Consider the following 12423-nt stretch of genomic DNA (forward strand, 5'->3'; position numbering starts at 1 on the left):
TTTTATTCCTCCTCTTACGCTTTCGCCTTATAAAGTAAATATAAGAAATACGGTACACCGACAATAGAAATAACGATTCCAACTGGTAACTCTACAGGTGTGAAAACTGTTTTTGCAATAAAGTCTGAGGCAATTACAAGAAACATTCCGATTACGCCGCACGTAGGAATTATATACTTATGTTGAATACCGACAAGTCTTTTCGCTATATGCGGTGCCATTAAGCCAATAAAACCGATACTCCCTGAAACAGCAACACATGCACTCACAAGCCCGATACTGCTTAATAATAAAATCGATTTCTCTCTTTCTACTGAAACACCTAAACTTGTAATACTCGTTTCTTCCAATTGGAATAAATCTAATAAATAAGCTTTCTTTTGTATAAGTGGAATTAAGATAATAAGCCATGGTAACATAGCCACAATATACTTCCAGTTCGCACTATATATGCTTCCAGACACCCACACTGCAGCCATCTCGAAATCAGTTGACTTCATTTTGAGTGATAAGTACATAGAAAAAGCTCCAAATCCCGATCCAATTGCAATCCCTGTTAATAAAAGTCGCTGCGAATCTAATTTACCGTTTTTCCAAGAAAACAGATAAATGATGATAGCTGCACCTAATCCACCTACTAAACCAAACATTGGCATCATCATAATAGAAACCCAGTCTGTGCTTTTTAATTGTCCTTGAAAGAAAAACATAAAAATGACAATCGCTGTTCCCGCTCCGGCATTTACTCCTAAAATACCTGGGTCCGCCAATCCATTTCTCGTAATCCCTTGAATAACAGCACCTGCAACACCAAGGCCTAATCCTACTAATCCAGCAATTACGATACGCGGAAGACGAAACTCAAAAATAACTAAATCATGTTCTGGTACTGGATCAATTCTAAAAAGTGTTTTAAATACATCTGTAATCGTAATGTCGAACGTACCATTTGTTAAACTAATATAGATAGCACATAGTATGAAAAATATAATAATCCCCATCGTCATTCCGAAACGTTGACTTGAACTTTTAAGCATGTCTCTCTCCTCCTCTAGTACGGATTAAATAAAGGAAGAAAGGAATTCCAATTAAGGAGGTAACGACTCCAATAGGTGTTTCAAATGGATAGTTTACAAATCTACTCAAAACGTCACATAACGCTAAGAAAACGCCACCAATAACACCTGCACATGGCAAAATCCACTTATAATCTACCCCAATTATAAAGCGGGTAATGTGCGGAATAATTAAACCTACAAAACCAACTTTCCCCACTAAAGCAACTGCTGTTCCTGTTAAAAAAATTACCGATAAAATTGCCATCGCTTTAACTAGTTTTGTACGCTGTCCTAAATTAATAGAAACCTCTTCGCCTAATGAAAGAATGGTAATAGATTTTGATATTAACAATGCTAAAATTATTCCAATTATCCCAAACGGTATCGTGATTTTAATTATATTAGGATCTACTTGATCTAACTTTGCATTAAACCAAAAACTAACATTTTGAGAAATTTGGAAATACGAAGCCATTGCAGTCGATACACTGCTTAAAAATGTTCCAATAACTGTTCCTATAATCGCTAACCTAACTGGTGATAAGCCATTTTGAAGGAGCGAACCAAAACCAAACACGATACCGGCTCCGAGTGCAGAACCAATCATTGAACATATAACCATACCAATTGATGACATTCCTGGAAGAAAAATCATACAAAGTGTAATAACAAAGGCAGCACCATCCGTCACACCCATAATAGAAGGGGATGCAAGATAGTTTCTTGTCATCCCCTGCATAAGTGCTCCTGATATGGCTAGAAATGCTCCGACTAAAAGAGCTGCAACTACCCTTGGTAAACGTGAAGTAATAATAATATTATGATTTACATCACTTGAATCAAAATGAAATAATGCGTTCCACACTGTTTCAGCATCAATACTTTTCGCCCCATACAAAATCGAAAGTATAACTGTAAATAAGATGAGTATGGGTGCTATACATAATATAGTTACTGGTACTGCATTTGTTTTCTGCATATCATTCAACGCACCTTACTTATTGTATTATTTAGATAAATTTTTCACTGCTTCTTTTAAGAAGGCAGTTTTACTCCAAGCAGTACCACCTTGCGCCATTGGATCTACAACGTTTACAAATACTTTCTTTTCCTTCGCAGCATTCATACTTTGCCAAATTGGATTACTTTCAATTTCTTCTAACACTTTTGGATTTTTATTTTCACTTGCCTCATATTGTAAGAAAATATAATCTGGGTTAAGTTCAGCAAGTTTTTCAAATGAAATTTTCTCTTGTGCTTTTACAGTTTTCAATTGTTCTGGAGCAGTTAGTCCAAGATCTTTATAAATTACAGGGTTGAAGTATACTCCTTCTGGATATAGGAATAATTCGTTTGCTCTTAGTCTAATGACAAGTACTTTTTTATCTTTTAACTTATCTCCTAGTTTTGCTTTTGCTTTTTCAGCGTCTGAATTGTAGTCTTTAATAATTTTTTCTGCTTTATCTTTTTTACCAGTTAATTCTCCCATTAACTTTAAGTTATCTTCCCAATTTGTTGAAACGTGTGATACCGGGAATGTAGGAGCTACTTTCGTAAACTTTTCAGCTGTTTCTGCTGGGAATTTCGTACTTGATGTAATCACATCTGGTTTTAATTGTAGTAATGTTTCGAAATTGGGTTGCATTTTCTCACCAACAGATTTCGCACCTTCTAACTCTTTTTCCAGGTATTTTGGTAGTTTACCACCTACAGTAATGGCACCAACTGGTTTAATTCCAAGTACTGCCGCATCTTCCATTGACTCTAAACTAGCTGTCGCAATTTTATCTACTTTTGCTGGCACTGTATATTCTTTACCTAAATATGTAATTTTTCGTTTTTCATCTTTTTTCGTTTCCGTAGCTTTTGTCTGTTGTTTTTGCTCGCCTGAAGTTTTATCCGCACTATTACATGCCGCTAAACCTACACTTAAAACTGTAACCATCCCTAAAGTAAATAATTTCTTGTTCATCTTTATATGTCTCCTCTCAAATTTTCAAACTATATTCTCAATAGAATTTAACTATATGAATCTTATCCCATATATATATTTCATTAGATTAATAATTTTATCCAGAACTCATTCACGTTCACTTCCCCTAGACTATAATTCTTTTACGCCTTCATCACTTGATAATCATTTTCACTGATAATGATTATCGTTACTAAGTATATATTTAATATGAAATTATTTCAAGAATGATTTGAAAAATTTTAACAAACTGAATTAAAAAAAGAAGTATCTCCCTAATATTAGGGAGATACTTCTTTTTTTAGAAATTTATATGCAATTCAACTGGACAATGGTCTGATCCCATCACTTCACTATTAATTTTCGCTTCTGTTATTTGGTCTTTCATTCTTTCCGAAACAACAAAATAATCTAAACGCCATCCGATATTTTCACCTTTGCAATCTTGCTCTTACATTTATGAATACATACATACGCACTTTATTCAGGTTATACTAATTTCAGAGGTGATGTTCTTTGCACAATGAAGGAGTTATATTAACAAATGAGTATTGGCAAGCAATTATTCATAACGATTCTTCCTATGATAGCAAATTCTTTTATGCTGTGAAATCAACTGGAATTTTTTGCAGGCCATCATGCAAATCAAGAATACCGAATAGAAACAATGTACGAATTTTTCATCATGCAGAGCAAGCATTAAGCGAAAACTTTCGCCCGTGCAAACGTTGTAAGCCAAATGGGATCACTTTACCTAATGAAGAGTGGGTAGAACAAATTAAAGACTATATCGAAAAGCATTATGACGAATCCTTAACCCTCGACATGCTTGCGGAAATGTGTCACGGTAGCCCTTTTCATTTACAGCGTACTTTCAAAAGAATAATAGGGCTAACTCCTATAGAATATATACAACAATTCAGGGTTCTTAAAGCAACCAAATACCTTTTACACACAAATCAATCTATTAAAGAAATTAGTACTGCTGTCGGGATAGAAAACCCAGAGTATTTCGCAACTTTATTTAAAAAGAAAACCGGATTTACTCCTACTGAATATCGAAAAAAGAACGAAATGAAAGAGGGATACGATAATGAATTCCTACAAAAATAATTATATATATTGGACGCTACTTACACATAAAAATTGGCGATTTCATATTGCTGCAACTGAAAATGGACTATGTTTCATTGGATCACAAGACGAAAACTTTGAAGAATTAAATATATGGGCTAGAAAAAAACTGCCCCAACATATATTGATTCATAGTCCAGATTACTTGCAAATATATACTCAAGAAGTTATCGAGTATTTAGAAAACAAGCGAGAAACTTTTACATTTCCTATCGATGCTTATGGAACTAATTTTCAATTATCTGTTTGGAATACGGTACGTGAAATTCCTTATGGAAAGACATATTCTTATACAGAAATTGCTGAAAGAATTCAAAAACCTAAAGCTGTGCGCGCCGTTGCTTCTGCTATTGCTGCTAACCCTCTCCTTATTACTATTCCTTGTCACCGTGTTATTGGGAAGAATGGGAAACTAACCGGATTTAGGGGTGGATTAGAAATGAAGAAAAAATTGCTTACATTAGAAAAGTTACAGGTGGAATTCATATGACAGCAGAATATAATAGCGCATTATCTATAGTAGTTCCAAAAGAATTTTGTTTCCAAGAAAATTTACGTTATCTATCACGTTCTAACAATGAATGTATGTTTCATATTGAAGATAACAAAATTTATAAAGTTATCCCTGTTCAAGATGTAAATCCTTTAGTTGAAATTAGTGTGAATACAGATGGCAATATTCAAATACGTTGTTTAGAAGAATCATATACATCTGAAAAATCGATACGTGAAACTGTAGCTAACTATGTAAAAGAATGGTTTGATTTAACTACTGATTTAGCTCCCTTTTATACATTAGCTAAACATGATTTACTCCTTCAAGGACCAATTGAACAATATTATGGCCTTCGTACTTTAGGTATTCCAGACTTATTTGAGGCACTTTCCTGGGGAATTATCGGTCAACAAATTAACTTAACATATGCTTATACGCTAAAAAGAAGATTAGTTGAGCAATTTGGCAGTTATGTAGAATGGGACGGTAGAAAGCATTGGATATTCCCATTACCTGAAACAATTGCAAATCTACATGTAGAAGATCTCCAACAATTAAAAATGACGACTAGAAAATGTGAATATTTAATCGGTATTGCGAAGCTTATTACAGAGAGAAAACTATCAAAAGAGGATTTACTGCAAACACAAGATGTAAAGGTTGCTGAGAAACAATTAACCGCTATCCATGGTATAGGACCATGGACTGCCAACTATGTTTTAATGCGTTGTTTAAGATTTCCTTCAGCTTTTCCAATTGATGATGTTGGTCTGCATAATGCAATTAAATTTATAACAGGTTCCGAAAATAAACCGACTAAAAATGAAATAAAAGGTTTCGCGGCAAACTGGGCTAATTGGGAGTCTTATGCGACTTTTTATTTGTGGCGAGTACTATATTAAAAAGAACCAAGTAGCACATTCGTACTACTTGGTTCTTTTTTAAGCTTGCTCCTCAAAACGTCTTGCAATTTCCACAATAACTTGAACGGCTTTTTCCATAGTATCTACCGAAACATATTCAAATTTACCGTGATAGTTTTCACCACCAGTGAAAATATTCGGCGTCGGTAATCCCATATATGATAATTGTGATCCATCTGTGCCTCCGCGAATCGGATGAATATTTGGTTCAATGTCTAAACTTTTCATTGCTTCATATGCAATATCAACAATTTCTCTTACCGGTTCAATTTTTTCAAGCATGTTATAGTATTGATCATTCATTTCTAAAACGACTGCATCTTCGCCATACTTTTCTTGCATAGTCTTCACAATATTTTTAACGTTATTTTTACGCGCCTCAAAATTTTCACGATCAAAGTCTCGAATAATATAATACGCTTTACTTTGCTCAACATCACCATTTAAAGAAAGTAAATGATAGAATCCTTCATAGCCTTCTGTATATTCTGGCGCCTCTTCTACTGGTAAATACCCGTTAAACTCCATAGCTAGTTTAGTAGCATTGCGCATTTTATTTTTCGCTGTTCCAGGATGTGTATTCGTTCCGTTAAACGTTAACTTAGCACCTGCAGCATTAAAACTTTCATACTCTAAACCACCTAATGGACCTCCATCCATCGTATAAGCGAATGATGCACCAAACGCTTCTACATCAAAATGCGCTGGCCCACGACCAATTTCTTCATCCGGTGTAAATGCTACTCTTATTTTCCCGTGCTTAATTTGCGGATTATGTATTAAATGGTTCATTGCAACCATAATTTCTGTAAGACCAGCTTTATCATCTGCTCCTAGAAGTGTTGTACCATCAGTTGTAATAATGGTATGTCCTTTATATGATGGTAATTCCGGGAACTGCTCTGGTGTTAACACAACATTTAGCTCTTCATTTAACGTAATTGCATTACCATCAAAATTTTCATGAATTTGTGGTTTGACGTTTTTCCCTGTAAAGTCTGTTGCTGTATCTAAATGGGCTAAAAATCCAATTACAGGAACATCCTTGTCCGTATTAGCTGGAAGTGTTGCCATTACATAACCATTATCATCCATCGTTACTTCTGTTAAACCAATTTCTTTTAGCTCTTCCACTAATAACTTACCAAACTCAATTTGTCCTGGTGTTGTTGGTACTGTATGGCTTTCTTCATTTGATTGCGTATCAATTTTTACATATCTCGTAAATCTTTCAATAAGTTCTTGTTTCAAGTTCATTCACTCCCTTTTATGTTTCTCCCTCCATTATAATCCTTAAAACGAAATATTTTAACTTTTTTGAATGTGAAGATGTATATTTCATTTACATTGTTAACACTTTTACATATTTTACATAACAAAAAGAAAATTAGTGAACATATTTAAAGTACAGCTTAATACAAATAAATTCACCCTATTTACGACTCTCATCGCAAATAGGGTGTTTCTGTTTTTATCTCGCAATTTAAGAATATATACTACTCATTTACAATAAAAGTATATACATCATCATAAATACAGCCATTTACTTTAATCACATACTTCCCAGGTTTATTAAAACTAATTGTGTATTTATTTAACTGAATTGCTTCTTTATCTCCAGAAAGAATATCAATACTTCTGCCACTTAATACATACAATTCATTTAGATTCATCGTTACATCAATTATATTGAAATTTTCTACTTTCACTTGCTGTGCTTCCGCAACGCTTACACTTGGTTCTAAAAACAGTAGTCCACTTAATCCAATCGTCCCCGCTAAAGCAACTCCCGCAAACTTTTTAATCTGTTTCATTACAATGACCTCCTTATAGATTTTGTGTAAAGGTGATGTCCTCCCTTACACCACAAAGCCTATATGTAATGAAATGAAAAGTAAACGGGGACTGTAAGACAAAATTCTACATCTTTTTCTCCTATTGAATATAAATCCAACGTTTGGAGTTTTGACACATTTAAAATTGTTTCCCTAAACCAATTTCTCCATAATTTATTCAAAGACTGAATAATTACTTATTTATTTAACATTCTAAAAATAGTTGATAAAGATGCTTTCTATTCAAAAAAAAGACTTTGCTATAAAAGTAACTTTTACAACAAAATCCATGCAACTAATTTTATTCCTCTTTCCATAATCTCTCCACATTCATTAATTGTTCTTCTTTAAACTCCATCTTATATATATCCGGTTTTGACGTATTCATTAAAAATTCAAAACCATATTGTTTATCAAAATAGTTTATCATTAATGTCATGACAAGCCCATGTGTACCAATTACAATTTTGCATCCTTGAAAATCCATTAAGATTTCTTTTAATACTTTCACTACTCTTCTCTGGCAATCTGCATATGACTCTCCTTCCGTTCGTGCAAAGTCCGGATTAGAGAACATCTTCTGTACAAGTGGATACACCTCTTTGTCTGATATAACCTGATCCTCACTTGAAAACATACACTCTTTAAGATTTTCATATACTACTATTTCTTTTTCATGGAAATTAGCTGACTCCTCTATCGTTAGCACAGCCCGATTATAAGGACTTGAAATAAAAGTATCAATCCTCTCCGCTTTTAATATGTCAGTTACTCTACGGGCATCCATATGTCCCCTCTCAGTTAACCCGCGCATTCTTTCATTTCCTTCTAGTTTTGGTGATTCACCATGTCTAACCATATAAATATATGTGCTCATAATTTCTCCTTAAAATTTTTTATAAAGTGAAACTTTAATTAGCCCTTACTAATCGGGCTTTTACAGGAAAATAGCGAGATAAGTTAATAAATCACGTTCATTTATCCCATTTCAACACTTAGGCGTAATACTACAATACTTTATAAACTGTGCTGATTTGTTCGTCTAATCCATTCTCCTACTAAACTCTCAAATAATTCAGGCTGCTCAATTTGCAAATTATGCCCTGCCATATCTAACACTGCTAATGTTGCCCTTGGATATTCTTCAATAATTTCTATAATATTTTGATAACCTACTGATATATCTTGTCTTCCAGTCAGTAAAAGAACGGGATTTTCATATTTTTCATGCTGAAAATCCATAGTAAGAGAGTAATTCTTTTGCAACCTTTCAATAAATTCATCATTAGCAACATCTAACCCAGGCTTAATTTCTTCTTTAAATCGCTTATATGTATATTCATTTGCTATTACAGCTAACTCACAAAATTCCTCTCTTTCTGTGGAAGTGAGCGTATTTAAAAATTCCTCATCTTGTACAATTACCTGTTTATCTGGAAGAATCCTTTTTTCTGGCTCCGCTACAACAACAGGACATACTAATAGTAATCCGCTAACTCTCTCAAACATCTTTGCAAGTATACCTTTAGCTAAATAGCCTCCATATGATTCTCCTACCAATAAAAATTTTTCAGTAGAAATGATTTCCTCAATAAATGTGATAAGCACTTCTACTATACGATCTGAACTATTTATCCAATTTGGAGCATTCGATTTTCCCATACCAGGTAAATCAATATATATTCGCTTATAACCTTCATACTTCTGAAATACTGATTCCATACATTTCATCATTAACCTATGGTCAGGGGAGCAGCCATGTATGATAATGACTGGTTTACCCTCTCCCACAATTTCATAGTATATTTCTGCATCTTTAATTCGATATATCATAAAAAAGCCTCCCTATTTAGTGGCAATACTATTCCACTCTGTAAGAATACACGTTCTTATTTTATATCCTTTCTCAACATTTTCACAAATGTTAATTTTCAGATTAAAAATAAAAATCTCACCAAAAAAAGATACACATCATTTTATATGCAATTTTGCATCTCCACTTACAAATCACTAAAAAAACTTTACAATTCAAAGGATGACTAAATATACAATTTCTATTTAAAGTCTTGATACAGTCTATACTATCAACCGCAATATTTTTTCAACCTTAAGAATACTTACACTCTTTAACACTTTCCTTATAAACATGATTTTTATAAGGAAATCTGATACAATTCTTAAATAATATTATTATGTATAGATATAACGAACATAGTGCATAATTAAAGAAGGTGATTTCATTGAAATTAAATAAAAATTTACAATTATGTATATTAGTCGGAACATTGATATGCTTTTCAATCTATTTTATGTTTTTCTATCTGTTCCCTACTCATTTTTCAAATTCAGATGTACGCTTCGCTTCACTTGTCGTTGAAGCCATTACATTTGTATCACTGATTTACTCTATATATTCTAAGAAAGTCAGTTCAAATCCGTTTTGGATATGTATTACAATAGCAATTGGTAGTTTTTTATTAGGAAAAATAGTATATACATATCAAGATAGCTTCTTCGAAATTCCAATACATCGTTTTACGGTTTCTGATGTATTTTACATGTTTTTTCTATTTTTCTGTCTTATCGCTTTCTGCTATAAAATCTTAAAGGAATGCAATAAATGGGAAAAAGCGTTCTTTATTTGTGATATATGCATAGTGCTTACTTCCATATTCACATTAGAATGGTATTTATTTAATCAACCAAATTTAAATATATTCGCTCTTTCACTAGGAGATGTTTTCCTTTCATTTTTATACCCAATTGCAGATTTATTATTTCTACTGCTAGGTGTTAGTCTCTTTTTCCGTCCAACAATTTTTAATTCCAAACGGAAAATTTATATCTTTATTTTTGTATTAATAAGTTCTGCAACTTTTAACTATATTTATTTTTACTTAAATAACCACTTATCAACTGAAACTATAATATTATTACGTCTTTTATATAGAATACCTATATTACTTATTGCAATAGCTGGCTCTATTTCAGAAGATCATAATAGCCATAAAAATTATTTCCTTGTAAACCCTATAATAGGAAAAAAAGCTTTAGTTGTATTTCCTTATCTTGCTGTTGCAATACTAATCGGGTTTACATTAAAAGAACAAACATCCTCTTCAACTCTCATTACAGGAAATTGTATTACTTTTATTTTCGTACTCATTCGTCATTCTATCGTACGTATGCAAAACAATTCCTTAACAAAACGTTTGCAGGCATTTAATGCCCAACTAGAAGAAAAAGTTACTTTACGGACGTCTGATTTAGTTCATAAATCAGAGGCTCTTTCTCAAAAACAGCAAAAGTTTAAATCATTATATGAATATCATCCTGACCCTATCTTCACCATTGATTTAAATGGAATATTCTTAAATGTAAATAAGGCTGGGAGTGTACTACTTGGGGCACCAACGGATGAGTTACTAGGTGAAACTTGTTTTTCGATCATTTTAGATGAAGATAAGCATAAGCTAGCATTGGCATTAGAAAAAGTGAAACAACAAGAATCGGCATTCTTACAACTTAGTTCTCAATATAAAGATGGCTTTACTTATTTTTTATACGTTACAATCATTCCTATTATAATAGACGGACAAATTTCAGGAAGCTATATTATGGTGAAAGATATTACTGCACTAAAAAAACAGCAAGAAGAAATAAAATATTTAGCATTCCATGACACTGTAACGAAAATTGGGAACCGTGCCTTTTTCCATAAGAAATTAAAGAGAGTTATAAAAAATGCTAAAATAACAGAAAGCGAGTTTGCATTATTATATTTAGATTTAGATCGCTTTAAAGCAATTAACGATACACTTGGACATTCATCAGGAGATTACATATTAGAAGAAGTAGCAAAGCGATTCCAATCATGTCTTCCATCACATACTCATCTTTCAAGAATCGGTGGCGATGAATTTACAATCATAATTGAAAACTATACTGACGAAGATTACTTATTCCAATTATGTAACCAATTATTTGAATGCATGAAAAAGTCATTTATCATACATGAGCATAAATTAACTTTATCACTGAGTATCGGCATCGCTATTTATCCACATTCCGGAATCGATACCGCTACACTTCTGAAAAACGCTAATGTTGCAATGTATGATGCAAAAGCAAAAGAGCTTAACTCTGTCTCTATTTATGACGATGTAATCGCTAAAAAAATTGAAAGACGATTACGATTAGAAAAAGATTTACCAAACGCACTACAAAATGAAGAATTGTTCCTTTTGTATCAACCTCAAGTTGATAGTGAATCTAATAAAATTATCGGTGCAGAAGCTTTAATTAGGTGGAATCATCCTGAATTAGGTATTATTTCTCCATACGAGTTTATTCCGATTGCAGAAGAAACACTACAAATTATTTCAATAGGAAAATGGACATTAGAGCAGGCTTGCAAGCAAATGAAACGTTGGCACGCACTCGGATATTCACATTTAAAAATAGGTGTAAATTTATCTGCTAAAGAATTTGAACAAGAGGATTTTGTAAAGTCTATTTCTTCTACTTTAACAAATACAGGTTTACCAGCAAGCTCTCTTGATCTTGAATTAACAGAGCGAATTGCAATGATGGATGAGCGAGAAACATTGATAAAACTGCGTACACTAAAAAGTTTAGGGATTCACATTTCTATCGACGATTTTGGTACAGGTTATTCTTCGCTAGCCTACTTACCTTTGTATCCAATTGATACGTTAAAAATCCCGAGAGAATTTATTACAATGTCTGAAACATGTGATGATGGAATGGAAATTATTAAAACGATCATCACATTAGCAAATACATTAGGAATGTCTGTCATTGCTGAAGGTGTAGAAACGAAAGAGCACGTAAATTTCCTTCAAAAAAATAAATGTCAGTTTATTCAAGGTTATTATTACAGTAAACCTATTCATATTCATGCATTTACTGAGCTATTAGAAAACGGCATTCACCGATAGTACATAACTAATTAGAATAAATAATAATGAATTTGAACAAATAT

At 32.8% G+C, this 12423-nt stretch carries 11 protein-coding genes and 1 pseudogene; 4 read left to right on the top strand and 8 right to left on the bottom strand.

All coding sequences use genetic code 11. From position 1 onward, the window contains the following. Nucleotides 1-14: 14 nt before the first annotated feature. The 4 genes and pseudogenes from HFD78_RS22765 to HFD78_RS22780 form a co-directional block, all read right to left on the bottom strand. On the bottom strand, nt 15-1037 hold the full coding sequence (locus tag HFD78_RS22765) for a FecCD family ABC transporter permease (protein WP_000920436.1): 1023 nt from the start codon (nt 1035-1037) through the stop codon (nt 15-17). Next, nucleotides 1030-2037: a FecCD family ABC transporter permease gene (locus tag HFD78_RS22770; RefSeq protein ID WP_098005964.1), complete on the bottom strand. Its 1008-nt coding sequence runs from the start codon at nt 2035-2037 to the stop codon at nt 1030-1032. The genes HFD78_RS22765 and HFD78_RS22770 overlap by 8 nt, the downstream gene beginning before the upstream one ends. Nucleotides 2038-2064: 27 nt before the next feature. Beyond that, nucleotides 2065-3030, bottom strand: coding sequence for an iron-hydroxamate ABC transporter substrate-binding protein (locus HFD78_RS22775; RefSeq protein WP_001035506.1), 966 nt, complete (start codon nt 3028-3030; stop codon nt 2065-2067). A gap of 301 nt (nt 3031-3331) precedes the next feature. Beyond that, nucleotides 3332-3469, bottom strand: a pseudogene (locus tag HFD78_RS22780) (exodeoxyribonuclease III); the annotation flags it as partial. A gap of 77 nt (nt 3470-3546) precedes the next feature. Between HFD78_RS22780 and HFD78_RS22785 the strand changes: the two are divergent. Genes HFD78_RS22785 through HFD78_RS22795 form a run of 3 tightly spaced genes read left to right on the top strand, consistent with a single transcriptional unit; the run spans nt 3547 to nt 5562 of the window. Next, complete coding sequence (locus tag HFD78_RS22785) at nt 3547-4143, top strand: bifunctional transcriptional activator/DNA repair enzyme AdaA (protein ID WP_000551300.1); 597 nt, start codon at nt 3547-3549, stop codon at nt 4141-4143. Next, a complete protein-coding gene (locus HFD78_RS22790) occupies nt 4124-4654 on the top strand; it encodes a methylated-DNA--[protein]-cysteine S-methyltransferase (RefSeq protein WP_001089839.1) in 531 nt (176 codons plus the stop codon). The genes HFD78_RS22785 and HFD78_RS22790 overlap by 20 nt, the downstream gene beginning before the upstream one ends. Continuing rightward, nucleotides 4651-5562: a DNA glycosylase gene (locus tag HFD78_RS22795; protein WP_000123512.1), complete on the top strand. Its 912-nt coding sequence runs from the start codon at nt 4651-4653 to the stop codon at nt 5560-5562. Before HFD78_RS22790 ends, HFD78_RS22795 begins: the two co-directional genes overlap by 4 nt. 39 nt (nt 5563-5601) lie before the next feature. Here the strand turns inward: HFD78_RS22795 and pepT are convergent, their stop codons facing one another. From pepT to HFD78_RS22815, 4 genes are all read right to left on the bottom strand, one after another. Next, nucleotides 5602-6834, bottom strand: a complete 1233-nt coding sequence (gene pepT, locus HFD78_RS22800; RefSeq protein WP_000807014.1) for a peptidase T — start codon at nt 6832-6834, stop codon at nt 5602-5604. 245 nt (nt 6835-7079) lie between these two features. Next, entirely contained in the window at nt 7080-7397 is a 318-nt protein-coding gene (locus HFD78_RS22805) for a hypothetical protein (RefSeq protein ID WP_000809493.1), read from the bottom strand. Between the two features lie 322 nt (nt 7398-7719). After that, on the bottom strand, nt 7720-8295 hold the full coding sequence (locus HFD78_RS22810) for a histidine phosphatase family protein (protein ID WP_000109183.1): 576 nt from the start codon (nt 8293-8295) through the stop codon (nt 7720-7722). Between the two features lie 140 nt (nt 8296-8435). Next, nucleotides 8436-9251 carry an alpha/beta fold hydrolase gene (locus HFD78_RS22815; protein WP_000640341.1) on the bottom strand — a complete coding sequence of 272 codons (816 nt, stop codon included), beginning with the start codon at nt 9249-9251 and terminating at the stop codon, nt 8436-8438. Nucleotides 9252-9658: 407 nt separating this feature from the next. Between HFD78_RS22815 and HFD78_RS22820 the strand changes: the two genes are divergently transcribed. Then, the gene (locus HFD78_RS22820) at nt 9659-12379 is read left to right on the top strand and encodes a putative bifunctional diguanylate cyclase/phosphodiesterase (RefSeq protein WP_000773583.1); all 2721 of its coding nucleotides are present in this window, start codon (nt 9659-9661) and stop codon (nt 12377-12379) included. Nucleotides 12380-12423: the final 44 nt, after the last annotated feature.

It is taken from the genome of Bacillus sp. EKM501B (genome assembly GCF_011800505.1).
Classification (GTDB): Bacteria; Bacillota; Bacilli; order Bacillales; family Bacillaceae_G; genus Bacillus_A; species Bacillus_A cereus.